Source organism: Burkholderia sp. B21-005, from assembly GCF_020843965.1.
Classification (GTDB): Bacteria; Pseudomonadota; Gammaproteobacteria; order Burkholderiales; family Burkholderiaceae; genus Burkholderia; species Burkholderia ambifaria.
In genome coordinates this window covers 1076065-1098469 of sequence record NZ_CP086301.1, presented here as the reverse complement: position 1 = coordinate 1098469, position 22405 = coordinate 1076065, and the positions used below count along the sequence as shown (strand labels likewise).

The 22405-nt window shown below is 67.7% G+C and carries 22 protein-coding genes and 2 tRNA genes; 13 read left to right on the top strand and 11 right to left on the bottom strand.

All coding sequences use genetic code 11. The features are described from left to right. Positions 1-114: 114 nt before the first annotated feature. Both rpmF and LMA02_RS05155 read right to left on the bottom strand, forming a co-directional pair. Entirely contained in the window at positions 115-294 is a 180-nt protein-coding gene (gene rpmF / locus LMA02_RS05160; protein ID WP_006051932.1) for a 50S ribosomal protein L32, read from the bottom strand. Positions 295-392: 98 nt separating this feature from the next. Then, positions 393-1028, bottom strand: a complete 636-nt coding sequence (locus tag LMA02_RS05155) for a YceD family protein (protein WP_228907156.1) — start codon at positions 1026-1028, stop codon at positions 393-395. Between the two features lie 255 nt (positions 1029-1283). Between LMA02_RS05155 and LMA02_RS05150 the strand changes: the two genes are divergently transcribed. Both LMA02_RS05150 and LMA02_RS05145 read left to right on the top strand, forming a co-directional pair. Beyond that, on the top strand, positions 1284-1913 hold the full coding sequence (locus LMA02_RS05150; protein WP_105833444.1) for a Maf-like protein: 630 nt from the start codon (positions 1284-1286) through the stop codon (positions 1911-1913). Continuing rightward, positions 1910-2632: an SAM-dependent methyltransferase gene (locus LMA02_RS05145; RefSeq protein WP_012363400.1), complete on the top strand. Its 723-nt coding sequence runs from the start codon at positions 1910-1912 to the stop codon at positions 2630-2632. The genes LMA02_RS05150 and LMA02_RS05145 overlap by 4 nt, the downstream gene beginning before the upstream one ends. A gap of 70 nt (positions 2633-2702) precedes the next feature. On the opposite strand, the gene LMA02_RS05140 is transcribed toward LMA02_RS05145, so the two are convergent. From LMA02_RS05140 to LMA02_RS05125, 4 genes are read right to left on the bottom strand one after another with little or no spacing between them, the layout of a single operon-like run. Next, positions 2703-3695 carry a S49 family peptidase gene (locus LMA02_RS05140; RefSeq protein WP_228907155.1) on the bottom strand — a complete coding sequence of 331 codons (993 nt, stop codon included), beginning with the start codon at positions 3693-3695 and terminating at the stop codon, positions 2703-2705. A 12-nt stretch (positions 3696-3707) separates the two neighbouring features. Continuing rightward, positions 3708-4118 carry a Rieske (2Fe-2S) protein gene (locus LMA02_RS05135; protein WP_126227395.1) on the bottom strand — a complete coding sequence of 137 codons (411 nt, stop codon included), beginning with the start codon at positions 4116-4118 and terminating at the stop codon, positions 3708-3710. Next, positions 4115-4774, bottom strand: coding sequence for an HAD-IA family hydrolase (locus tag LMA02_RS05130; RefSeq protein WP_105785592.1), 660 nt, complete (start codon positions 4772-4774; stop codon positions 4115-4117). Before LMA02_RS05130 ends, LMA02_RS05135 begins: the two co-directional genes overlap by 4 nt. Before the next feature lie 5 nt (positions 4775-4779). After that, positions 4780-5784, bottom strand: coding sequence for an RluA family pseudouridine synthase (locus LMA02_RS05125; RefSeq protein ID WP_105785591.1), 1005 nt, complete (start codon positions 5782-5784; stop codon positions 4780-4782). A 721-nt stretch (positions 5785-6505) separates the two neighbouring features. Here LMA02_RS05125 and LMA02_RS05120 point away from each other — a divergent pair. The 6 genes from LMA02_RS05120 (at position 6506) to LMA02_RS05095 (ending at position 13783) form a co-directional block, all read left to right on the top strand. Then, a complete protein-coding gene (locus LMA02_RS05120; protein WP_228907154.1) occupies positions 6506-9697 on the top strand; it encodes an Rne/Rng family ribonuclease in 3192 nt (1063 codons plus the stop codon). A gap of 131 nt (positions 9698-9828) precedes the next feature. Then, a complete protein-coding gene (gene moaA / locus LMA02_RS05115; RefSeq protein ID WP_228907153.1) occupies positions 9829-10941 on the top strand; it encodes a GTP 3',8-cyclase MoaA in 1113 nt (370 codons plus the stop codon). Between the two features lie 28 nt (positions 10942-10969). Then, positions 10970-11587 (top strand): molybdenum cofactor guanylyltransferase MobA, encoded by a 618-nt coding sequence (mobA, locus tag LMA02_RS05110; RefSeq protein ID WP_228907152.1) that lies wholly within the window; start codon positions 10970-10972, stop codon positions 11585-11587. 105 nt (positions 11588-11692) lie between these two features. Next, positions 11693-12988 (top strand): gephyrin-like molybdotransferase Glp, encoded by a 1296-nt coding sequence (glp, locus tag LMA02_RS05105; protein WP_228907151.1) that lies wholly within the window; start codon positions 11693-11695, stop codon positions 12986-12988. A gap of 37 nt (positions 12989-13025) precedes the next feature. Then, positions 13026-13301, top strand: coding sequence for a hypothetical protein (locus tag LMA02_RS05100; RefSeq protein WP_006476519.1), 276 nt, complete (start codon positions 13026-13028; stop codon positions 13299-13301). Next, positions 13298-13783: a GNAT family N-acetyltransferase gene (locus LMA02_RS05095; protein ID WP_228907150.1), complete on the top strand. Its 486-nt coding sequence runs from the start codon at positions 13298-13300 to the stop codon at positions 13781-13783. Before LMA02_RS05100 ends, LMA02_RS05095 begins: the two co-directional genes overlap by 4 nt. A 94-nt stretch (positions 13784-13877) precedes the next feature. Here the strand turns inward: LMA02_RS05095 and rmuC are convergent, their stop codons facing one another. The 5 genes from rmuC to pncB form a co-directional block, all read right to left on the bottom strand. Continuing rightward, complete coding sequence (gene rmuC, locus LMA02_RS05090; RefSeq protein WP_166725220.1) at positions 13878-15365, bottom strand: DNA recombination protein RmuC; 1488 nt, start codon at positions 15363-15365, stop codon at positions 13878-13880. Then, positions 15362-16351 carry a 2-hydroxyacid dehydrogenase gene (locus tag LMA02_RS05085; RefSeq protein WP_228907149.1) on the bottom strand — a complete coding sequence of 330 codons (990 nt, stop codon included), beginning with the start codon at positions 16349-16351 and terminating at the stop codon, positions 15362-15364. Before LMA02_RS05085 ends, rmuC begins: the two co-directional genes overlap by 4 nt. A gap of 81 nt (positions 16352-16432) precedes the next feature. Next, positions 16433-17863, bottom strand: a complete 1431-nt coding sequence (locus LMA02_RS05080) for a sodium:proton antiporter (protein ID WP_228907148.1) — start codon at positions 17861-17863, stop codon at positions 16433-16435. A 52-nt stretch (positions 17864-17915) separates the two neighbouring features. Continuing rightward, positions 17916-18578 carry a LutC/YkgG family protein gene (locus LMA02_RS05075; RefSeq protein WP_059523763.1) on the bottom strand — a complete coding sequence of 221 codons (663 nt, stop codon included), beginning with the start codon at positions 18576-18578 and terminating at the stop codon, positions 17916-17918. Positions 18579-18664: 86 nt separating this feature from the next. Next, positions 18665-19864, bottom strand: a complete 1200-nt coding sequence (pncB, locus tag LMA02_RS05070; RefSeq protein WP_006753066.1) for a nicotinate phosphoribosyltransferase — start codon at positions 19862-19864, stop codon at positions 18665-18667. Positions 19865-20150: 286 nt separating this feature from the next. On the opposite strand from pncB, the gene fdxA reads away from it, so the two are divergent. The 5 genes from fdxA to LMA02_RS05045 all read left to right on the top strand — a co-directional run bounded on the left by fdxA (position 20151) and on the right by LMA02_RS05045 (position 22376). Continuing rightward, positions 20151-20474: a ferredoxin FdxA gene (fdxA, locus tag LMA02_RS05065; RefSeq protein WP_006753067.1), complete on the top strand. Its 324-nt coding sequence runs from the start codon at positions 20151-20153 to the stop codon at positions 20472-20474. Positions 20475-20579: 105 nt separating this feature from the next. Then, positions 20580-20655 (top strand) — tRNA-Asn (locus tag LMA02_RS05060). A 71-nt stretch (positions 20656-20726) separates the two neighbouring features. Beyond that, a tRNA-Asn gene (locus LMA02_RS05055) sits at positions 20727-20802 on the top strand. Positions 20803-20909: 107 nt separating this feature from the next. Then, positions 20910-21395, top strand: coding sequence for a CreA family protein (locus LMA02_RS05050; protein WP_006753068.1), 486 nt, complete (start codon positions 20910-20912; stop codon positions 21393-21395). Between the two features lie 60 nt (positions 21396-21455). Next, positions 21456-22376: an AraC family transcriptional regulator gene (locus LMA02_RS05045; RefSeq protein ID WP_228907147.1), complete on the top strand. Its 921-nt coding sequence runs from the start codon at positions 21456-21458 to the stop codon at positions 22374-22376. Positions 22377-22405 lie beyond the last annotated feature (29 nt).

The following is a 22405-nucleotide window of genomic DNA, read 5'->3' as shown; positions in this document are numbered from 1 at the left end:
TCAGGCACAAAAAAGCGGCAGTTGAATGCCGCCTTTTTGTTGAGCCAGGAAAGTGTCAAGCGAACCAGTTGTCACGCGAACGGCGAGCGTAGCGCGCAACGCGTGACTTGACGCTTAGTCGTTCTTCGTCTTGACGACTTTCTTGCCGCGATAGTAGCCGTTCGGGCTGACGTGGTGACGCAGGTGCACTTCACCCGTGCTCGGCTCGACTGCCAGCGGCGCTGCCGTCAGGAAATCGTGCGAACGATGCATGCCGCGCTTCGACGGCGACTTCTTGTTTTGCTGGACTGCCATGACTAACTCCTAATTGATTTTCCGGATTCTAACACAGCCCGATCCGGCGCTTAACTACCCTGGCCCAAAGCCTTTACGCCTTCCCGCGCCACAACTGCTTAGTGTTTCTTGCTGCCGTCCCCGTCCTTCTTCAACGCTTGCAGCGCCGCGAACGGATTCGGCCGTTTGCCTTCGTCCTCGTCTTCGACGGACTCATCGTCCGCGTCTTCCGAAGGACCGCTCACACCCGACACGAGGCTTTCGTGAACTGCCGGGCAAACCTCGTGCTTGGGCACGAGCGGCAACGAAAGCAGCAATTCCTCTTCGATCAAGTCGACGAGATCGAACTGGCGTGTGCCCACGATCACATCGGCTTCATCGTCGTCGAGCGGAAATTCTTCAGCTTCTTCTTCGGTCGCAACGACCCGGTACGTCATGTCGACGTCGAACGTCTCGTCGTACGGGGTCATGCAGCGCTGGCACGTGAGCCACGCATGGCCGTGCACCGCGAGTCGCAGATACGGCTGCTGCCCATCGGCGCCGTCGTCCTGCAACTCCTTCTGGGTGAACCCTTCGGCCTGCCACGTGAAGACCGTGTCGCGATCTGGCGCGTCGGCCGCCACCTCGTTTAACATGCGCGGCAGTTGCGACAGGCGCACCGCACCCGCTGCCTGCCGCCCGCTGCGGGCGAATTCGAACAGGTCGACTGCGTGCGGATCAAGCGATGCCGCCGGCTTGCCAGAAGAAGTGTTCATGTTGCGCTCCTGCCTACAGGCTGACTTGCGGGATCCGGCTAGCTGCGCCGCTCATTTGGCGCCGCTCACGGACGTGATCTACGCCACGTACGATTACGTAACTTTACTTCCGAAGACCCGGCAGGCGCCACCACTGCGAAAGCCTGCCGACGAAAAGCGGGAAAGCATACCTGTTTTACCTTTTGCGGTCAATCACTTATGCTTGCGCCCTCGCAACGCCGCGCCACACCTGACGACTCACCGACCCAATCGACCATGCCGTATACCGTTTGCCGCCCGCCGCGGCTGATTCTCGCCTCCAGTTCCCGCTACCGCCGCACGCTTCTCGAGCGCCTCGGTCTGCCGTTCGACGTCGTATCGCCCGACCTCGACGAAACCCCGCTCGCGGGTGAAACGCCGGCCGCGACCGCGCTGCGTCTCGCCGGCGCGAAGGCGCGCGCGGTCGCCGCGACCATCGACGCGCCGGACGGCGTGCTCGTGATCGGGTCGGACCAGGTCGCGACGTTCGACGGCCTCCAGATCGGCAAGCCCGGCACGCACGAGCGCGCGCTTGCGCAGTTGCTGTCGATGCAGGGCCGCGACGTCGAGTTCCACAGTGCGCTCAGCCTGTACGACAGCCGCACGGGCGAAACGCAGAGCGAGGACGTCGTCACGCACGTGCGCTTCCGGTCGCTGCCCGAAGCCGAACTCGATGCGTACCTGCGCGCGGAAACGCCGTACGACGTCGCCGGCAGCGCGAAGTCCGAAGGGCTGGGCATCGCGCTGCTCGACGCGATCGACTCCGACGACCCGACGGCGCTCGTCGGCCTGCCGCTGATCGCGCTCACGCGGATGCTGCGCACCGCGGGCTATCCGCTGTTCACTACCCACGGAGACCGCGCATGACGGCCGGCACGCTTTATCTCGTCCCGAACACGCTCGGCGAAGGCGACGAATCGATGCTCGCCGCCGTGCTGCCCGCGGCCGTGCAGGCACGCGCCGGCACGCTCGGCTATTACATCGGCGAAAACGCGAAAACGACCCGCGCGTTCCTGAAGAAGATCGGCACGACGCGGCCGATCCAGGAAATCGGGATCCGCGAACTGAACGTCAACACACCGGCCGGCGAGATCGACAAGCTGCTCGCACCGGTGCTCGCGGGCACGGACGCCGGGCTCGTGTCCGAGGCCGGCTGCCCCGCCGTTGCCGACCCCGGCGCGCTGCTGGTCCGCCGTGCGCACGAACGCGGCGTGAAGGTCGTGCCGCTCGTCGGGCCGAGTTCGATCCTGCTCGCGCTGATGGCGTCGGGCCTGAACGGCCAGAGTTTCGCGTTCAACGGCTACCTGCCGGTCGATGCAGCCGCGCGCGCGAAACGCCTGCGCGAGCTCGAGCAACTGTCGCGCAAGGGCCGCCAGACGCAGATCTTCATCGAGACGCCGTACCGGAACCAAGCGATGCTCGATACGCTCGTCGCGACCTGCGCGCCGTCGACGCAGATCTGCGTCGCGGCCGACCTCACCCTCGAAACCGAGACGATCGCCAGCCGTTCGGTGGCGGACTGGAAAAAGGCGCCTGCGCCGAATCTGCACAAGCGCCCCGCCATCTTCCTGCTGCTCGCGAACTGACGCGCCGGCACCCGCAGCCGCTTCGCGGCACGGGGCGCCCGGCTCCGTTCGCCGCTGCGCCAGCCGTCGCTCAGCGCAGGCTGAACGACGTGCCGCCCGCGGCGAGCGCCTTCATCGCGGCACCGCCGACCGCCGCGCCGAACTTGCGCGCGACGCGGTTCGTCAGGCTTTCCTTCACCGTGTAGTCGACGAGATCCGGCGCCTTCAGCACGTCGCGCGCGACCGTGTCGGTCGTGCCGTAGCCGTCGGCAAGCCCGAGCTCGACGCTCTTCTCGCCCGTCCAGAACAGACCCGAGAACATGTCGGGCGTTTCGTGCAGCCGCTTGCCGCGCCCCTCCTTCACGGCCTTGATGAACTGCGCATGGACCTGGTCGAGCAACTCCTGCGCATGGGCGTCCATCTTCGACGTCTCGGGCGAGAACGGGTCGTAGAAGCCCTTGTTTTCGCCCGACGTGTGCAGGCGGCGATCGACGCCGAGCTTGCCCATCAGGCCCGTGAAGCCGAACCCGTCCATCAGCACGCCGATCGAGCCGACGATGCTCGCCTTGTCGACGAAGATCTTGTCAGCGGCGGACGCAATGTAATAACCGCCCGATGCGCACATGTCGGTCACGACGACGTACAGCGGCTTGTGCGGATATTTCGTGCGCAGCCGACGGATCTCGTCGTAGACCATCCCGGCCTGCACCGGGCTGCCGCCCGGGCTGTTGATCCGCAGCACGACGCCGGCCGCGCCGTCGTCGTCGAACGCGGAATCGAGCGCCGTATTGATGTCCTCGGCGTTCGCGTTGGTGCCCGCCGCGATCTCGCCGTCGATCGTCACGAGCGCCGTGTGATGCCCGCCCGCCGAGAACTTCGCGTCGCTCGAGAAATCGATCAGCGCGAATGCGAGCAGCAGGAACACGCCGAGGAACGCAAAGCGGAAGAAGATCTTCCAGCGCCGCGCCGCGCGCTGTTCCTTGACGGCCGCGAGCGCGATCCGCTCGAGCGCCGCGCGCTCCCAGTTCGGCTCGCGGCTGTCGGGACGGGACGAGGAATCAGGGATATTCGGTTGGTCGGCCATGCAGTGGTGTCGTCAGTCGGTCGTGGCGGGAGGGGTCGAAGCGGCGGGACGCAGGTCGGCATCGGGCACCCAGAATACCGCACGGCCGTCCGGCATGTCGCGCTCGTCGACCTCCACCGGCCGCAGGCGGCCGCCGCGGCATGGGCCGCCGACGCACTTGCCGGTATCCGGCGCGTAGATCGCACCGTGCGTCGCGCACATCAGGTAGAGGCCCGACGACTCGAAGAACTGCCCTTCGGCCCAGTCGAGCTCCATCGGCACGTGCGCGCAGCGGTTCAGGTAGCCGTACGCACGGCCGTCGTAGCGCACGAAGAACACGACCGCCTGCTCGCCGCGCAGCGTCGCGTCGACGCGCACGCCGGCGCCGCCGTCGGTCAAGGCGTCCGATGCGCACACGCGCACGGCTTCCGGCGCCGCGCTCATGCGTTCTCCCGCAGCCACGCCGCCAGCGCGACGACGTCCGGCGCGACGAAGCGCGGCGTCAGCGCGGCCAGCGCATCGGCCGTATGCGCGCCGTACGAGACGCCGACGCCGGCCGCCCCCGCGCTCGCCGCCATCTGCAGGTCGTGCGTGGTGTCGCCGATCATCACGGTACGCGCCAGATCCTGCCCCAGTTCGCGGGACAGTTCATGCAGCATCGCCGGGTGCGGCTTCGAGAACGTTTCGTCCGCGCAGCGCGTCGCATCGAACAGGCTCGTCAGCTTCGACTGGTCGAGCACGCGATTCAGCCCGACCCGGCCCTTGCCAGTCGCGACCGCGAGCAGGTAACCCGTATCGCGCAACTCCGCGAGCAGTTCGCGCACGCCGGCGAACAGCTCGATGCGCTGGTCGTCCAGCAGGTAGTGATAGCGGTAACGCTCGGCCAGCCGCGGATAGTCGGACGGATCGAGGGTCGGAGCAGTAATGCGCAGCGCATCGCGCAGGCCGAGGCCGATCACGTAGCGGGACGCCTCGTCCGACGGCGTGGGCAGGCCGAGATCGCGGCAAGCGGCCTGGATGCTGTGCGCGATGTGCGCAGTCGAATCCATCAGCGTGCCGTCCCAGTCGAAGACGATCAGGTCAAATTGCTGTCGGGCCATGCGAGTCATGCGTTATCGCGCAAAGCGCTGAGTTGATCGAGGAAGCGCCGGCATTCGTCCGGCAGCGGCGCGTCGAACTGCAGCGGCTCGCCGGTCAGCGGGTGTGCGAGCTTCAGCCGGTGCGCATGCAGGAACATCCGTTTCAGCGACGGCTGCGCGTTCGCGCGCGCCAGCGCCTTGTTCAGTGCGAAATCGCCATACTTAGCGTCGCCGGCGATCGGCAGGCCGAGATGCGCGAGGTGCACACGGATCTGATGGGTCCGGCCCGTTTTGAGTTCCGCTTCGACCAGCGCGTAATCCGGCCAGCGCTCGAGCAGGTTGAACACCGTGTGCGACGGCAGGCCGTCGTCCTGCACGCGCACGCGCCGCTCCCCTTCCGCGGTCGAATACTTGAACAGCGGCGCCTTCACCGCGCGGCGGCGGCCCCAGTCGGACTGCCACTCACCGTGTCCGCACGCGAAGTAACGCTTGTCCATCCGGTTTTCGCGGATCTGCTCGTGCAGGCCGACGAGCGCCGTGCGCTTCTTCGCGAGCATCAGGATCCCGGACGTCTCGCGGTCGAGCCGGTGCACGAGTTCGAGGAATTTCGCGCGCGGACGCGCCTGGCGCATCTGCTCGATCACGCCGAACGCGACGCCGCTGCCGCCGTGCACCGCGACGCCGGCCGGCTTGTTGATGACGAGCATCGCATCGTCTTCGTACAGCACCTCGAAATGCGCGGGCGGCACGATTGGCGTGTCGGCGCGCGCGAGATCGGCCGCCGCCACCCGCACGGGCGGCACGCGGACGATGTCGCCGAACGCGAGGCGGTACTGGGCGTCGACCCGACCCTTGTTTACGCGCACTTCGCCGCTGCGCAGGATCCGGTAAATATGGCTTTTGGGCACGCCTTTACAGACGCGCAACAGGAAGTTGTCGATCCGCTGACCGGCCGAGTTTTCGTCGATCTCGATCATCGATACCTGGCCGCTTGCGACTGAATTCTGGGATATTTTGCCTAACTCATTCATACTGAATATAATTTTGCCCAGCCTGACGTTGAGGGTGGCCTGACAGGCCGGCCCCGGCTGAATCGGGCAAGGCGCAAGCGCAAACCGCTATTTTACTTGCGCCGGGGGTCTGCTGCTCGCCCCTAATCAAAGAGATGCAGCAAGTTGCACGCACGGCGCCGCCCGTCGGCAAGGATCGCGCCCACAGGCGGATTCGGTCGGCAAGGCGCCGCGGTAACGGAAAGTTGGTTGAAAAGAATTTGATCGGTAGCCCGACGGCGCGAAGTGCGTCCGCAGGCTGCCGGTTGCGAAAATTACGGCGTTGCGCCTGATTTGGCCCCGCGAAGGTGCGGGGCTTGGCGACGTCAAACCAGGGAAGTACACCCCAAGCGGGAAAGTCGGGTTGGATTCGATACTCCCCGCTGCGGCCCAAGCCGCAGCATCTGCCGCCCGTCGGCGCGCGCGACCCATTGCGCGCGCCCGTGGCGATGCCCGGACTCAGGCTTAGCGCGCTTGTGCAGCGTGCGGTGTGTGAACGCCGTGCTTTGAAACCGTATTCGCAGGTGCCCAACGGCCGCCGGCCCCGTTTTTCGGGCCCAAGCGCCTCTTCAGGCAATTCTCCCCGCCATCCTTCCCGCTCCAGCGTGCTTGTGACAACACAACAAGGTGCGGCCTGCCGTCGTTCCCGCCTTCGCGACTGACAACCGCGAGGCGCCGGCAGCGGAGCCGCCTGGAGTCGTTCATGAAACGCATGCTGTTCAATGCGACGCAGCAGGAGGAGCTGCGCGTCGCCATCGTTGATGGGCAAAAGCTCATCGACATCGACATCGAGACAGCCGGGCGCGAACAGCGCAAAGGCAATATCTACAAAGGTGTCATCACCCGTATCGAGCCGTCGCTCGAAGCGTGCTTCGTCAACTACGGCGAAGACCGCCATGGCTTCCTGCCGTTCAAGGAAGTCGCCCGACAGTACTTCAAGGACGGCATCGACATGCGCTCCGCGCGCATCCAGGATGCCCTGCGCGAAGGCCAGGAACTGATCGTTCAGGTCGAGAAGGAAGAGCGCGGCAACAAGGGCGCCGCCCTCACGACCTTCATCTCGCTCGCCGGCCGCTACCTCGTGCTGATGCCGAACAATCCGCGCGGCGGCGGCGTGTCGCGCCGGATCGAGGGCGACGAGCGCCAGGAACTGCGCGAAACGATGGCGCAGCTGCAGATTCCGGACGGCATGAGCATGATCGCCCGCACCGCGGGCATCGGCCGCAGCGCCGAGGAACTGCAGTGGGACCTGAACTACCTGCTGCAGCTGTGGCGCGCGATCGAAGCGGCGTCGCAAAGCGGCAATGCCGGCCAGCCGATGCTGATCTATCTGGAATCGAGCCTCGTGATCCGCGCGATCCGGGACTATTTCCAGCCCGATATCGGCGAAATCCTGATCGACACGACCGAGATCCACGATCAGGCCCGTGCGTTCATGGACATCGTGATGCCGGACAACGTGTCGAAGGTGAAGCGCTACCACGACGACGTGCCGCTCTTCTCCCGCTTCCAGATCGAGCACCAGATCGAGACCGCGTACTCGCGCACGGTGCCGCTGCCGTCCGGCGGCGCGATCGTGATCGACCACACCGAAGCACTTGTCGCGATCGACGTGAACTCGGCGCGTGCGACCAAGGGCGCGGACATCGAGGAAACGGCGACCCGCACGAACCTCGAAGCGGCGGACGAAGTGGCCCGCCAGCTGCGCCTGCGCGACCTCGGCGGCCTGATCGTGATCGACTTCATCGACATGGAGTCGGCCAAGAGCCAGCGCGAAGTGGAGCAGCGCCTGAAGGACGCGCTCAAGCACGACCGTGCGCGCGTGCAGATGGGCAAGATCTCCCGCTTCGGCCTGATGGAGCTGTCGCGCCAGCGCCTGCGTCCGGCGCTGTCGGAAGGCAGCCACGTGACGTGCCCGCGCTGTAACGGCACCGGCCACATCCGCGATACCGAATCGTCCGCGCTGCAGGTCCTGCGGATCATTCAGGAAGAAGCGATGAAGGAAAACACCGCGGCGATCCACTGCCAGGTGCCGGTCGAGGTGACCGCCTTCCTGCTCAACGAAAAGCGTCAGGAAATCAACAAGATCGAGTCGCGCTTCAAGGTCGGCATCGTGCTGATCCCGAACAAGCACCTCGATACGCCGCACTACAAGCTCGAGCGCCTGCGCCACGACGACGCGCGCCTCGACGATCCGCGTGCGTCCTGGAAGATGGCCGAGGAAGCCGCCCGCGAACTGGAGTCGGAAACCGGCTACAGCAAGCGCACGGCCGACGTGAAGCCGAAGCAGGAAGCGGCGGTCAAGGGCATCACGCCCGAGCGTCCGGCTCCGAGCGCGGCACCGCAGCGCCCGGCCGAGCCGGTTGCGCCGGCGCCCGCCCCGGTCGCCGTGGCAAGCGGCGGCTTCATCGGCTGGCTGAAGGGTCTGTTCGGCATGTCGCAGGCTCCGGCGCCCGCGCCGGTTGCACCGGCACCGGCGAAGGAACAGGCTGCCCGCCCGGCCCGCGAGCGGACCGAGAAGACCGAGCAGCGCGGCGGCGATCGCAACCGCAACCGCCGCGGCGGTGCCCAGCAGGCCCAGGGTGGCCGCGACCAGGCAGCGACGGGCCGTGGCCAGTCGCAACGCCAGGAACGCGAAGGCAAGGAAATTCGCGAGCCGCGTGAACCGCGTGAACCGCGCGAGGGTCGTGAACCGCGTGAAAGCCGCGAGCCGCGCGAAAGCCGTGAGGGTCGCGAAGGTCGCGAGGGCCGTGGCCCGCGCGAAGGCCGCGAACCGCGCGAGCCGCGTGAAAGCCGTGAGAGCCGTGAGCCGCGCGAGAACCGCGAACCGCGCGAGCGCGCCGAGCAGCTGGAAGCCGTCGAGGCAGCCGGCCGCGGCGAGCGCCAGGAACGCGGCGAACGTCGCGAGCGCGGTGAGCGCCGCAAGCCGACGCAGCACGCGGCAACGCTCGAGACCGTCAACCGTGGCGAGAACCATCCGGAAGCGGAAGCCGACCAGGCCGTCGCAGCCCTGCCGGGCGCCGATGTCGCTGCCGACGCGGAAGCCGGTGCACGTGACGGCGAGGAACGTCGCCGTCGCCGCCGCGGCCGCCGTGGTGGTCGTCGTGAGCGCGAGGACGATGGCTCGGTGGTCGAGCACGCCGAGCAAGGCGCGGACGGCGAAGCCGTGCACGCCGTGACGACGGAAGCCCCGGACGCGGTCGAGCCGGCCCGTGCGGCCGCACCGGTCGCCGTGGCGGCCGTGGCAGCCGTTTCGGCAGCAGGCGCCGTGGTTGCCGAAGCCGAAGTCGAAGTCGAGCAGCGTGCCGAAGCGGTCGCACCGGCCGCGGTCGAGTCGCAAACGGCACCGGTTCGTGTCGAAGCGACGCCGGTCGCACCGATCGAGCCCGCCCCGGTCGCACTGGCAGCCGAACCGGCACCGGTCGCGCCGGCCGCTGAATCGGAAGCCGGCCCGGCTCCGGTCGCGGTTTCGCCGACCGATGCGTTCGAAGTGCCGGCCGCACCGGCTGCCGTCGAAGCGCCGCAGTCCGCGCCCGTCGAGCAAGCCGCACCGGCACCGGTCGTCGCAGCTGAAGTCGCTCCGGCAGCCGTCGAACCGGCTTACGTCGAACCGGGATACGTCGAACCGGGTTACGTCGAAGCCGCACCGGCCGAACCCGTTGCCGCACCGGCTCCGGTGCCCGTCCAGCCGGCCGCCGCGCCTGCTTCGGCGAGCCTCGATGTCGTGCTGGAACAGGCCGGTCTCGTGTGGGTGAGCACGGACGCCGACAAGTTCCGCGCTGCCCAGGAAGCCGCGTCGCGCCTGCCGCGTCCGGCCCGCGTGCCGCGCGAGCGCAAGGCGCAGCCGCCGGTCGACTCGACCCCGATGCAGCAGGTCGAAACGTCGCACCGTTAAGCGACGTATCGCCCGACCAGAAAAAGCCCGCCTCCGGCGGGCTTTTTCATTTCCGCGCTGCGGGTTTCCGCCCACCGGCCCGGCCGGCCGCTTGCAGCTAAAATAGAGACCTGACTCGCACTTCTTTCAACATGTCCCGACGCATCATTCCCCTCGCCGACGTCAGCGGGATGCCAGATATTTCCGGCGTCGCGCATACCCCCGACGGCGCCCTGGCCGACACGTTCGCCAGGCCGCTGCGCGACTTGCGCATCTCGGTGACGGACCGCTGCAACTTCCGCTGCGTGTACTGCATGCCGCGAGACGTGTTCGACAAGGACTACCCGTTCCTGCCCCACAGCGCCCTGCTCACGCACGAAGAGATCGAGCGTGTGGCGCGGCTGTTCGTCGCCCACGGGGTCGAAAAGATCCGGATCACAGGCGGGGAGCCGCTGCTGCGCAAGAACCTCGAATTCCTGATCGAGCGTCTCGCGCGCCTGACGACTCATGAAGGCCGCCCGCTCGACCTGACGCTGACCACCAACGGCTCGCTGCTCGCGCGCAAGGCGCGCGCGCTGAAGGACGCCGGGCTCACGCGCGTGACGGTCAGTCTCGACGCGCTCGACGACACGCTGTTCAAGCGCATGAACGACGCCGACTTCGCGAGCGCCGACGTGCTCGACGGCATCTTCGCCGCGCAGGCCGCGGGCCTCGCGCCCGTCAAGGTCAACATGGTCGTGAAGCGCGGCACCAACGACAGCGAGATCCTGCCGATGGCCGAGCGCTTCCGCGGCACCGGCGTGATCCTGCGCTTCATCGAATACATGGACGTCGGCACGTCGAACGGCTGGAACATGACCGAGGTGCTGCCGTCCGCGGACGTCGTCGCGCGGATCGCCGAGCGGTTCCCGCTCGTGCCGCTCGACGCGCACACGGCGGCGGAAACCGCGCAGCGCTGGGGCTATGCGGACGGCGGCGGCGAGATCGGCGTGATCTCGAGCGTCACGCAGGCATTCTGCGGCGACTGCACGCGCGCCCGGTTGTCGACCGAAGGCAAGCTGTACCTGTGCCTGTTCGCATCGACGGGCCATGACCTGCGCGCACTGGTGCGCGGCGGCGCCAGCGACGCCGAGATCGCGACCGCGATCGCCCGGATCTGGCAGGCCCGCACCGACCGCTATTCGCAGCTGCGCGGCAGCGCGGCCGCCGACGCCGCGCCCGACGGCGCCGGCAAGCGCGTCGAAATGTCGTACATCGGCGGCTGACGCGCGCCGCCCCAGCCGACTTCCCGCGATGTCCGCTTCCACCTCGCCCTCCATCGCCGGCCTGCTGCTCGCAGGCGGCCGTGCCACGCGCATGGACGGTGCGGACAAGGGCTTGCAGCTGCTCGACGGTACGCCGCTCGCACTGCACGTGCTGCGCCGGCTCTCGCCGCAGGTCGACGAGACGCTGATCAGCGCGAATCGCAACGCCGATCGCTACGCCGAGCTCGGTGGGCCTTTCGACGCGCGCATCGTGGCGGACGAAACACCCGATTTCCCCGGCCCGCTCGCGGGCCTGCTCGCCGGCATGCGGGCGGCGCGCGCACCGCTCGTCGCGTGCGCGCCGTGCGATACGCCCTATTTGCCGGCCGACCTCGTCGCGCGGCTGCACGCGGCGCTCGACGCGCAGCAGGCCGACATCGCGATGGCCGTGACCGTCGACGCGCAGCACGCGCGTTCGCCGCAGCCGACCCTCGCGCTGCTGCGCACGTCGCTTGCGGACGATCTCGCCGCCGGACTCGCGGCCGGCGAGCGGAAGGTCCGTGCGTGGTACGCACGCCACAAGACGGTCGAAGTCGAGTTTCGCGACGAGCGTGCGTTTTACAATGCCAACTCCTGGCATGAACTCGCCGCGCTTGCCCACCGCTGACGGCACCGGCATCCGTTCCCGCCCGCCGCATGCGCCTTCGCGCTCAGGCGCCCTCCGCGCGCCACCGGCCACGAACCCGATACGCCTTGCGGCGCCGTCCGACTGATGATCACGCAATCCTCGCCCGCCTCCCGAACCGCACCCGATTCCGCTGCCCCGCTGTCGCTCGCCGACGCGCAGGCGCTCGCGTGCCGGTTCGCGGTGCCGGTCGACGCGTGCGACACGGTGTCGCTGCATGACGCACTCGACCGCGTGCTCGCGGTCGACGTGAACGCGCCGTTCGACATTCCCGCATACGACAACTCGGCGATGGACGGCTACGCGTTCGACGGCAGCGCAGGCGCGCTGGCATCGGCCGCCGATATCACGCTGACGGTCGCCGGTACGGCGTTCGCCGGCCATCCCTTCGACGGATCCGTGACGGCCGGCGCGTGCGTTCGCATCATGACCGGCGCACCGATGCCGGCCGGGTGCGACACGGTCATTCCGCAGGAACGCGTGCGCGTCGACGGCGATGTGATCCGCTTCGCCGCACACGACGTCGCATGCGGCGCAAACTGCCGCCGGGCCGGCGAGGATCTCGCACGCGGCGCCTGCGCGCTCGCCGCCGGCCGCATCCTGCGCCCGTCCGATCTCGGCCTGCTCGCCTCGTTCGGGTTGCGCGAAGTCACGGTGCGCCGCCGCGTGCGCGTCGCCGTGTTCTCGACCGGCGACGAACTGCGCGAACCGGGCGAGCTGCTCGGCAGCGGCTCGCTGTACGACAGCAATCGCGCGATGCTGGTCGCGATGCTCGAAAGGCTGCACATCGACGCGCTCGATCTCGGCATCGTCCGCGACGATCCGGTCGCACTCGAACGCGCGCTGCGCGATGCCGCCGACGCACGGGCCGACGCGGTGATCACGTCGGGCGGCGTATCGGCCGGCGAAGCCGATTTCACGCGCGACGTGATGGCGCGGCTCGGCGACGTGACCTTCGCCAGCCTCGCGCTGCGGCCCGGCCGGCCGCTCGCGTGCGGCACGCTCGCGCGCGATGGCGACGGCGCCGGCCACGTGCTGTTCTTCGGGCTGCCCGGCAACCCGGTCGCATCCGCCGTGACGTTCTACGCGATCGTGCGCCCCGCGCTGCTGACGCTGGCCGGCGCGCACACGCCGCCGCCGGCGACGTACACGGCGCTCAGCACACTGGCGTTAAAAAAGCGTCCGGGCCGCACCGAATACCTGCGCGCCGTGGCGACGCGTGCCGCCGACGGCCAGTGGCACGTCGCGCCGGCCGGTTCGCAGAGTTCCGCATCGTTGAGCGGTCTCGCGGCCGCCAACTGTTTCATCGTCCTGGGCCACGATTCCGCGGCAGTCGACGCGGGCGCCCCGGTCGACATCCTGCCGCTCGACGGCCTGATCTGAATTCCAATCGATATATCTCTACGGGGGCAATCCGCACATGAAGAAACAAATCTCGTCGATCGCCGCGGGGCAGACCGCAAAGGCGCTGATCCTCGTCTACCTGACGTTCAGCGTGCCGATCGTGCTGCTCGGCATCCTGGTCGCGTACATCCGCTACGGGATGGTGGAGCTGAGCACGATCCTGAGCGCGCTGCTGCTGAACGCGATCCTCGGTTTCGTGCTGCTGTGGATCGCCTGCCACGCCTACAACTGGGTCGCCTCGCGCTTCGGCGGCATCGAGATCGTGCTGTCCGATCCGCCGGAGGAAGCGTGAGCGGCACGCCGCTGATTCGCGCGGCCGAAACGCGCGACGTCGGCGCGATCCTCGCGCTGATGCGCGAGCTGGCCGAGTTCGAGAAACTCACGCACCTGTTCGTCGCGAGCGACGCCGATCTGGCCGACGCACTGTTCGGTGCGCGCCCCGCCGCCGAAGCGCTCGTAGCCGAGCGCGACGGCGCGATCGTCGCGTATGCACTGTTCTTCCACAACTATTCGACGTTCCTCGGCCGTCGCGGGCTGTATCTCGAGGATCTGTACGTGCAGCCGTCGCAGCGCGGCACGGGTCTCGGCACCGCGATGCTGCAGCACCTCGCGGCACTCGCCGTCGAACGCCGCTGCGCGCGCTTCGAATGGTCGGTGCTCGACTGGAACCAGCCGGCGATCGATTTCTACGAGAAGATGGGTGCGAGCGTGCTGCCGGAGTGGCGCATCGTGCGCGTAACCGGCGACGCACTGGGCGCGCTCGCCGCACGCTGAACGCGGGTCGGCCATGCCGGTCGCCGCTGCAAAAAAACGGGCGCCGCGGCGCCCGTTTTCCGTTTCAGCCGGTTGCGGCCGCACACGTCATGCGTCATGCCTCGTCCGCATCGGCGCCATCTGCGCCGTCCGCGACTTCCGCGCCCAGCAGCCCGGCCGCCGTATCGCCCGGTAACGCCTCGACCTGCTTCAGCTTGCGGTTCATCACGCGCGTGCGCTGCTCGGCCGCCTCGATCGAGCGCGTGACCGTTTCGAGCTGCGCCTTCGTGCGCGCAAGCACATCGCCAAACTTGCCGAACTCGGTCTTCACCGCGCCGAGCACCTGCCACACTTCGCTCGAGCGCTGCTCGATCGCGAGCGTGCGAAAGCCCATCTGCAAGCTGTTCAGCAATGCGGTCAGCGTGGTCGGCCCGGCCACCGTCACGCGATAGTCGCGCTGCAGCAGGTCGGTCAGCCCCGGGCGGCGCAGGATCTCCGCAAAGAGCCCCTCGGTCGGCAGGAACAGCAGCGCGAAATCGGTCGTATGCGGCGGTGCGACGTACTTCTCGGCGATCGTCCTCGCCTCCATCCGCACGCGCGCCTCGAGCGCACGGGCCGCTTCCTCGACCGCCACCGAATCGGCACGTTCCTGCGCATCGATCAGCCGCTCGTAGTCCTCGCGCGGAAACTTCGCGTCGATCGGCAGCCACACCGGCGGCGCGTCGCCCGTACCGGCGGCGCGGCCCGGCAGCCGGATCGCGAACTCGACGCGTTCGCTGCTCTTCGGCACCGTCGCGACGTTCTTCGCGTACTGGTCGGGCGTGAGCATCTGCTCGAGCAATGCCTCGAGCTGCACCTCGCCCCAGGTGCCGCGTGTCTTCACGTTGGTCAGCACCTTCTTCAGGTCGCCAACGCCGGCCGCGAGCGTCTGCATCTCGCCGAGCCCGCGGTGCACCTGCTCGAGCCGGTCCGACACGAGCTTGAACGATTCGCCGAGCCGCTGTTCGAGCGTCGCATGCAGCTTCTCGTCGACGGTGCGGCGCATCTCCTCGAGCTTCGCCGCGTTGTTGGTCTCGATTTCCTTCAGCCGCTGCTCGAGCGTCGCGCGCACTTCGCCGATCCGGCGATCGTTGGCCTCGGTCAGTTGCGTGAGCTGCCGGTTCAGCGTGTCGCCGAACAGCCGCAGCGCGACCGTCTGCTCTTCGCGCGCCTGCTGCGCCTGGCGCTGCACGCTTTCGCGCATCGCGTCGAACTGCTGCGCGTTACCGGCGACGAGCTTGCCGAGCTGTTGCGCGAACCCATCGATCTGATTGTTCTGCACGGTCGCGATGCTCGTCAGCTGGGTCGCGAGCGTCTGCTGAAGCTGCGAGAAACTGCCGGCCAGCTCGGTGCGCGAACCGCGCGCGTTCTCGACGATCTCGCCGCGCAGCTCGCGTTCGAGCCGTTCGACCGCGAGCGCCTGCGCGTGCGCGGCGTCCTCGATCTGGTCGCCGAGCACGGCCGCATCGTCGTGGCGGCCGCCACCGCGCACGAGCGCGACGATCGCCACCGCGAGCGCGACGGCCAGCACGACGACCGCCGCCAGCAACAACATCGTCGTCATGCGCGCGGCTTCCCGATCACGTCAGGGTTGATCGGATTCGGCGGCTGCCCCGCACGCGGCCCAACGCCCAGTGCGGCGATCAGGTTGTCGGCCGCGAGGTTCGCCATCGCGCGGCGCGTCTTCTCGGTCGCGCTCGCGATGTGCGGCGTCAGCACGACGTTCGGCACCTCGAGCAGCGCCGGATGGACGCTCGGCTCGCCTTCGTACACGTCGAGGCCGGCCGCGGCGATCGTCCTGTCACGCAGCGCGGCAGCCAGTGCCGCGTCGTCGACGATGCCACCGCGCGCGATGTTGGTCAGCGTCGCGGTCGGCTTCATCTTCGCGAGCTCGGCCGCGCCGATCGTATGATGGTTCTCCTTCGTGTACGGCAGCACGAGCACGACGTGATCGGCGCGCGCCAGCAGCGCGTCCTTCGCCACGTATTCGGCGTTCAGTTCGGCCTCGATCTCGGGTGCGACCCGCGACCGGTTGTGATAGATCACCTGCATCCCGAAGCCGCGCGCGCGGCGTGCGAGTGCCTGGCCGATGCGCCCCATGCCGATGACGCCGAGCGTCGAGCCGTAAATGTCGCTGCCGAGGAAACCGTCGTACGCCCACTTCTGCCAGTGCCCGGCGCGCAGCCAGTGCTCGGATTCGGCGATCCGGCGCGCGGCCGCCATCATCAACGCCCAGCCGAAATCCGCGGTGGACTCGTTCAGCACGTCCGGCGTGTTGGTGCCGAGCACGTTCGCCGCGTTGAACGCGGCCATGTCGAAGTTGTTGTAGCCGACCGCCATGTTCGACACGACGCGCAGGCGCGGCGCCGCCGCAAGCGCGGCCGCGCCGACCGGGTCGCCCGCCGTCAGCGCGCCATCCTTGTCGGCGAGACGCGCGGCAAGCGCATCGGGGGCGAGCGCGTCGCCGTTGTTCCAGTCGACTTCGAAATACTGCTCGAGCCGTTCGATCACGTCCGGAAAGATCGGACGTGCGACCAGGATCTTCTGCATCGCCATCTCCGCATGCGGCGGCCGGAACGCGGCGCATCGTGCGCCGTCGGAACCGTCCGCGCTTGGTTGAAAATCGTCAGCCTACGCCGGGAAGAAGAGCCACGACGTCAGCAGGAATACCGGTACCAGTATCACGAGCGCCCAGCCGAGATACGCGAAGAAGCTCGGCATCCTCACGCCGCGCGACTCCGCGATCGCCTTCACCATGAAGTTCGGCGCATTGCCGATGTAGCTGTTCGCGCCCATGAACACCGCCCCCGCGGAAATCGCGGCGAGCGTCGTCGCGCCCGTCGTCATCAGCGCTTGCGCGTCGCCGCCCGCGAGGTTGAAGAACACGAGATAGGTCGGCGCGTTGTCGAGGAACGACGACAGCAGGCCGGTCGCCCAGAAGTACATCGCGTCGATCGGCTTGCCGTCGGGGCCCGTGACGAGATGGACGATCTGCGCGAACGCGCCCTGCGCACCCGCGCGCAGGATCACGATCACCGGTGCGATCGTCACGAAAATCCCGGCGAACAGCTTCGCGACCTCCTCGATCGGCGCCCAGTTGAATGCGTTGCCTTCACGCGCCGAGCGCGGCGTCAGCGCAAGCGACGCGAGCGCCACGACGACGAGCGCGACGTCGCGCACGAGATTCTGCAGCGCGACGTGCGTGCCCCACACGTCGAACGTGATGCCCGGCTTCCAGATGCCGCTCATCAGCACGAGGCCGATCACGGCCGCGAGCAGCACGAAGTTGACCTTGCCGTCGATCGACAGCGCGGCGCCGTCGGGCGTCGGGTCGAGCGCGGCCGGCCGCTCCTCCCCGCCCTTCCGGTAGAAGTACGTATCGAGCACGAAGAACAGCGTCAGCAGCACCGCGCAGACGAACAGCATCGGCAGCGCAAGATGCGTGGTCGTCCAGAAGAAGCTCACGCCGTTCAGGAAGCCGAGGAACAGCGGCGGATCGCCGAGCGGCGACAGCGAGCCGCCCGCGTTCGCGACGAGAAAGATGAAGAAGATCACGACGTGCACGACATGCTTGCGGTTGTCGTTCGCGCGCAGCAGCGGGCGGATCAGCAGCATCGCTGCGCCGGTCGTGCCCATCACGCTCGCGAGCAGCGTGCCGAGCGCGAGGATCGCGGTGTTCAGTTTCGGCGTGCCGTGCAGGTTGCCGTTGACGCAAATGCCGCCGGCGACCGTATAGAGCGCGGTCAGCAGCACGATGAACGGGATGTATTCCTCGAGCAGCGCGTGCACGAGCGTACCGAACGCCGTGCCCGCGCCGAATGCGACCGCGAACGGCGCCAGGAACGCGATCGCCCACGCCGCGGCGATCTTGCCGAAATGGTGATGCCAGAACACCGGGGCGACGAGCGGGAACACCGCGATGGACAGCAGGATCCCGGCGAACGGGATACCCCAGAGTGCGGACAGCGTGGCACCGTCGAGCGTGGCGGCCGATGCGAGCGCGGGAACGGCGCCAAGCGCGGCTCCCGACGCCATGCCCGCCCAGGCGGCATGTCGTTTCATGCAGAACTTCCTTGTGCGAGTGAGTCGAGTGAGGATGAAGCCGGCGCGCGCGTCATGCGCCGCGCACGACGATCGCGTGAACGCGGTACGGGCCGTGTGCGCCCAGCACGATGGTCTGCTCGATATCGCCCGTGCGCGACGGGCCCGATACGAAATTGACCGCGCGCGGCAATTCGCCGCGCTCCGCGCGAATCAGCGCGAAGGCGTCTTCATGGCCCGCGACGATCCGCGACGCCGGCACGATCGCGATGTGCGTCTCCGGCAGCAGCCCGGCCGATGCATAGGTGTCGGGGCCGGACAGCAGCACCAGCGAACCCGTTTCGGCGGTTGCGCAGAAGCAGCCGGTCAGGCCGACGAGATCGCCGTCGCGCGGCTTGCGGCATTCGACCGACAGGCCCGCGCCGGCCCAGTCGAGCTCGGCGAGCGTGCGCCATGCGACGGCCTGCATCGGCAGGCCGTGAGCGGAAAGATAGCGGGCGGCGGCGGCGGGCGCATCGGCCAGCGTCGCGACTTCGTCGACGGTCGTCGACAGGCGCGCCGCTTCATCGACGAATGCGGCGACGAGGTCGGCCGGCATCGGCGGGCGCGGCCCCTCGGGATGGCGAGCGAGATAGTCGGCGACGCCGTCGCGCTCCGCTGCATCGGGTTCGGGCGCGCGTCCTTGCGCCGCGCGAATGCGTGCGAGGATCTGGCGACGGGCAGCGGAAGTGTCCATGAACGGTCCTCGTGACGTGGGCGTGCGATACCGTCGGATTATACCGGCCGCCCTCGCCGCGACGCACCTGGCCGGACGGCCGAAGCCTACTGCGATGCGTCGTCGTCGGCCGGCTGCGCGATGCCGAACACCTGGCGCAGGTACGCGAGATACGCGCGGTCGTCGCACATGCTCTTGCCCGGCGAATCCGACAGCTTCGCGACCGGCTGTCCGTTGCAGCGGACCATCTTGATCACGATCTGCAGCGGCACGTAGCCGAGATCGTTCGTGAGGTTGGTGCCGACGCCGAACGCGAGCTTGCAGCGGTTGCGGAACCGTTCGTACAGCTGCATGACCTTCGGGATGTCGAGCGCATCCGAGAACACGAGCACCTTGGTGCGCGGGTCGCAGCGGTTCGCCTCGTAGTGGCGCAGCATGCGCTCGCCCCACTCGAACGGATCGCCCGAATCGTGGCGCGCGCCGTCGAACAGCTTGCAGAAGTACATGTCGAAGTCGTTCAGGAACGCATCCATCCCGTAGACGTCCGACAGCGCGATCCCAAGGTCGCCGCGATACTCTTTCGCCCACATCTCGAAACCGTAAGTCTGCGAATCGCGCAGCCGCGGGCCGAGCGCCTGGCATGCTTGCAGGTATTCGTGCGCCATCGTGCCGAGCGGCGTCAGGTCGTGCTTCATCGCGTAGAACACGTTGCTCGTGCCCGCGAACTGCGGCCCGAGCCCGTCGCGCAGCGTCAGCGCGACCTCCTCGTGCCACACCTTCGAGAAGCGTCGGCGCGTGCCGTAGTCGGCGATCTTGCAGTCGGCGAACTCGGGCTTCGCGCCGAGCAGCTTGATCTTCTCGCGCAACCGCTCGCGGCCTTCGCGATAGTCGGGCTCGCGCTGCGTGTTGCGGAAATAGACTTCATTGACGATCGCGAGCACCGGGATCTCGAACAGGATCGTGTGCAGCCACGGCCCCTCGATCACAATGTCGATTTCGCCGTTGCCCTTCGGCGAGGGCGTGATCGAGATGTACTTCTCGTTCAGGTGGAACAGCGCGAGGAAGTCGACGAAATCGCTCTTGATGAAGCGCATCCGTCGCAGGTAGTCGAGTTCGACGTCGGTGAAGCGCAGCGAACACAGGCCGCGCACCTCGTCGCGGATCTCGTCGATGTACGGGACGAGATCGACGCCGGGCGTGCGGCACCGGAACCGGTACTCGACGTTTGCGGCGGGAAAGTGATGCAGGACGACCTGCATCATCGTGAACTTGTAGAGATCCGTGTCGAGCAGCGAAGTGATGATCATGATTGCGGCACCGCCAATATCGAGACAGGGTCCGGCACACCGCGCGCCGCCCGGTCTGTCGGCCATGTTACCCGAATGCGGGCCGGACCATCGCGAAAGCGCCCCTGCCCGTTCCGGCCGGGCCGCTACTGCCACGCGCGCGGCATCCCCCGTCGGCCCCATAAACTAATCACGAAACGATATAAGCCGGAAAGCCGACCACGCCATGCGGGTTTTGCGCTTCAGTTACAATGCCGCTTTTGGCGCAAACGCCACCCCATATATACCGCCAAGCAGGAGCGTTTTAATGACTCACGTTGTGACCGAAGGCTGCATCAAGTGCAAATACACGGACTGCGTGGATGTGTGCCCGGTGGATTGCTTCCGTGAAGGTCCCAACTTTCTCGCCATCGATCCGGACGAGTGCATCGACTGCGCCGTGTGCGTCGCCGAGTGCCCGACCAATGCGATCTATGCCGAAGAAGACGTTCCGGGCGACCAGCAGCAGTTCACCGAGCTGAACGCCGAACTGGCGAAGAACTGGCCGTCGATCACGAAGACCAAGCCGGCACCGGCCGACGCGGACGAGTGGAAGGACGTGCAGGAAAAGCTGCACCTGCTCGAGCGCTGATCGCGCAGCGGCGCCGCGCAATATTTTTTGCGCACCGCCGCTCAAAGGTATTGACAGGTTAGCCACCGCTCCATACAATCTCGTTTCTCTGCTGTTGTTGTTTGTTCCCCGATAGCTCAGTCGGTAGAGCGCCGGACTGTTAATCCGTAGGTCCCTGGTTCGAGCCCAGGTCGGGGAGCCAAAAAAGCAAAGGCCCGTTGAATGTGCGCGGGTTTTTTGTTGGAAACAAACCAAGCAGATGTACCGATTTATTCCCCGATAGCTCAGTCGGTAGAGCGCCGGACTGTTAATCCGTAGGTCCCTGGTTCGAGCCCAGGTCGGGGAGCCAGACAGCGAAAGGCCCGTCATTCGACGGGCCTTTTGTTTTTCCGGCGCCCGTCGGTCACCGCCGCGCATGCTAGAGTCTTTGTCCCGCAATCGCATCCGGTTCCGTCGATGAAGCACCGCCTCCTTTCCGCCTTGCCGTTCGCCCTGCTGCTCTCCGCCTTTGCCGCCGCGCCGCTCGCGCACGCGGAGGAAGTCGGCAGCGTCAACACCCATTTCCGCGTGACGGGCTCCGACCGCGTGGTCGTCGAAGCGTACGACGATCCGCTCGTGGCGGGCGTCACCTGCTACGTGTCGCGGGCGCGCACCGGCGGGATCAAGGGCACGCTCGGCGTCGCGGAGGATCCGAGCGAAGCATCGATCGCGTGCCGGCAAGTCGGCCCGCTCAGCTTCAAGGAGCCGCTCAAGCAGCAGACCGACGTGTTCAGCGAGCGGATGTCGTTCATCTTCAAGACGCTGCATGTCGTGCGAGTCGTCGACAAGAAGCGCAACACGCTCGTCTACCTGACCTACAGCGATCGCATCGTCAGCGGCAGCCCCAAGAACGCCGTGACTGCAGTGCCGATGCCAGCGGGCACGACGATTCCGGTCAAGTAAGCCCGCGCCTGTCGGGTGTGCGAGCGCTACACTACCCATTCGACCGCTCCGCGCCCGACCATGTCCGCCACCCGCCTTCCCGACGCCGCACGCTACTGGCGCACGCCGCTGCTGCCGGATGCGGATCTGCTCACGGCCACCTATCGCAACCACGCGTTCGCGCCGCACTGGCACGACGCATACACGATTCCCGTGATCCTCGAGGGTGCGGAGCGCTACACCTGTCGCGGCAGCGGCCATGTCGCCGAAACCGGCACCGTGCCCGTGATCAATCCCGGAGAAGTGCACACGGGCTCGCGCGCGACCGACGAAGGCTGGTGCTATCGCGTGAGCTACGTGCCGGTCGACTACATTCGCGCACTCGCCAGCACGATCGCCGGTCGGCCGCAGGATGCGCCGTGGTTCCCGTCCGACGTGATTCGCGACCCCGATCTCGCGGCGCGGCTCGCGCTGGCCCACCGGATGATGGAGGCTGGGAGCAAACGCATACCGTCCGCCGCCCACCCGAGCGACCAGCCGGCCGATGACGTTCTGACGGCCGGCGCGCCGACAGCCGGTGCGCCGCGCATTTACGATCCGCTCGCCGCCGAAACGGCAATGCTCGATGCGCTGTCGACATTGATCGCGCGCCATGCCGACGCGCGGCTGCAGCCCGCGGTGCTCGCAGCCGACGAGCCGCGCGTCGAGGTGATGCGCGAACGGCTCGCCGCCGATCTCACGTGCCCGGTCACGCTCGACGACGTCGCGCAGGCCGCCGGCCTGTCGCCGTTTCACGCAGCACGGCTGTTCACCCGCACGACCGGGATGCCGCCGCATGCGTGGCGCAACCAGTTGCGGCTGCAGCGTGCGCTCGCGCCGTTGCGCGCGGGCGTGTCGATTGCCGATGTCGCCGCGGCCAGCGGCTTCGTCGACCAGAGTCACTTCACGCGACATTTCAAACGGATGTTCGGCGTACCGCCCGGCCGCTGGCAGGCGCGCTGACGCGCCCGCCCCGCCCTGCATCGACCACC

What these genes read in the sequence shown, in the direction of transcription:
- LMA02_RS05085 (WP_228907149.1), bottom strand. Translation starts at nt 16,351, where the DNA reads ATGCAGAAGATCCTGGTCGCACGTCCGATCTTTCCGGACGTGATCGAA.
- pncB (WP_006753066.1), bottom strand. Translation starts at nt 19,864, where the DNA reads ATGATCATCACTTCGCTGCTCGACACGGATCTCTACAAGTTCACGATG.
- rpmF (WP_006051932.1), bottom strand. Translation starts at nt 294, where the DNA reads ATGGCAGTCCAGCAAAACAAGAAGTCGCCGTCGAAGCGCGGCATGCAT.
- moaA (WP_228907153.1), top strand. Translation starts at nt 9,829, where the DNA reads ATGTCCCGACGCATCATTCCCCTCGCCGACGTCAGCGGGATGCCAGAT.
- glp (WP_228907151.1), top strand. Translation starts at nt 11,693, where the DNA reads ATGATCACGCAATCCTCGCCCGCCTCCCGAACCGCACCCGATTCCGCT.
- LMA02_RS05135 (WP_126227395.1), bottom strand. Translation starts at nt 4,118, where the DNA reads ATGAGCGCGGCGCCGGAAGCCGTGCGCGTGTGCGCATCGGACGCCTTG.
- LMA02_RS05075 (WP_059523763.1), bottom strand. Translation starts at nt 18,578, where the DNA reads ATGGACACTTCCGCTGCCCGTCGCCAGATCCTCGCACGCATTCGCGCG.
- LMA02_RS05140 (WP_228907155.1), bottom strand. Translation starts at nt 3,695, where the DNA reads ATGGCCGACCAACCGAATATCCCTGATTCCTCGTCCCGTCCCGACAGC.
- LMA02_RS05045 (WP_228907147.1), top strand. Translation starts at nt 21,456, where the DNA reads ATGTCCGCCACCCGCCTTCCCGACGCCGCACGCTACTGGCGCACGCCG.
- LMA02_RS05080 (WP_228907148.1), bottom strand. Translation starts at nt 17,863, where the DNA reads ATGAAACGACATGCCGCCTGGGCGGGCATGGCGTCGGGAGCCGCGCTT.
- LMA02_RS05130 (WP_105785592.1), bottom strand. Translation starts at nt 4,774, where the DNA reads ATGGCCCGACAGCAATTTGACCTGATCGTCTTCGACTGGGACGGCACG.
- LMA02_RS05100 (WP_006476519.1), top strand. Translation starts at nt 13,026, where the DNA reads ATGAAGAAACAAATCTCGTCGATCGCCGCGGGGCAGACCGCAAAGGCG.
- LMA02_RS05120 (WP_228907154.1), top strand. Translation starts at nt 6,506, where the DNA reads ATGAAACGCATGCTGTTCAATGCGACGCAGCAGGAGGAGCTGCGCGTC.
- LMA02_RS05125 (WP_105785591.1), bottom strand. Translation starts at nt 5,784, where the DNA reads ATGAATGAGTTAGGCAAAATATCCCAGAATTCAGTCGCAAGCGGCCAG.
- LMA02_RS05150 (WP_105833444.1), top strand. Translation starts at nt 1,284, where the DNA reads ATGCCGTATACCGTTTGCCGCCCGCCGCGGCTGATTCTCGCCTCCAGT.
- rmuC (WP_166725220.1), bottom strand. Translation starts at nt 15,365, where the DNA reads ATGACGACGATGTTGTTGCTGGCGGCGGTCGTCGTGCTGGCCGTCGCG.
- LMA02_RS05145 (WP_012363400.1), top strand. Translation starts at nt 1,910, where the DNA reads ATGACGGCCGGCACGCTTTATCTCGTCCCGAACACGCTCGGCGAAGGC.
- LMA02_RS05155 (WP_228907156.1), bottom strand. Translation starts at nt 1,028, where the DNA reads ATGAACACTTCTTCTGGCAAGCCGGCGGCATCGCTTGATCCGCACGCA.
- LMA02_RS05050 (WP_006753068.1), top strand. Translation starts at nt 20,910, where the DNA reads ATGAAGCACCGCCTCCTTTCCGCCTTGCCGTTCGCCCTGCTGCTCTCC.
- fdxA (WP_006753067.1), top strand. Translation starts at nt 20,151, where the DNA reads ATGACTCACGTTGTGACCGAAGGCTGCATCAAGTGCAAATACACGGAC.
- mobA (WP_228907152.1), top strand. Translation starts at nt 10,970, where the DNA reads ATGTCCGCTTCCACCTCGCCCTCCATCGCCGGCCTGCTGCTCGCAGGC.